The organism is Streptomyces sp. NTH33 (genome assembly GCF_003236365.1).
GTDB lineage: Bacteria > Actinomycetota > Actinomycetes > Streptomycetales > Streptomycetaceae > Streptomyces.
Genome location: NZ_POTZ01001192.1, coordinates 1 through 253 on the forward strand (window position 1 = coordinate 1; position 253 = coordinate 253).

General features: G+C 65.2%; 1 pseudogene. It reads left to right on the forward strand.

Features of this window, described 5'->3' with window-relative positions:
- A pseudogene (locus tag C1I97_RS39140) lies at window positions 1–126 on the forward strand (transposase); the annotation flags it as partial.
- Window positions 127–253 lie beyond the last annotated feature (127 nt).

Consider the following 253-nt stretch of genomic DNA (forward strand, 5'->3'; position numbering starts at 1 on the left):
GGCCGGGACGCGGAGCCGACGGCCGGGGTGATCGACTCGCAGTCCGCGCGCGGCACGTCGACGGTGGAGGCCGCGACCAGTGGCTATGACGGCGGGAAGAAAATCAAGGGCCGTAAGCGGCACATCGGAGGTTGTCAATTCCTTTGTGTATGTAGAGGTGCACGGTCTTGCCGGTCGGGCCCGCGGGGTGGTTACTTTCGGTGATCTTGCTGGGGTCAGAGAGGGAGGCGGTCGGGGAAGGCGAGCATGAAGT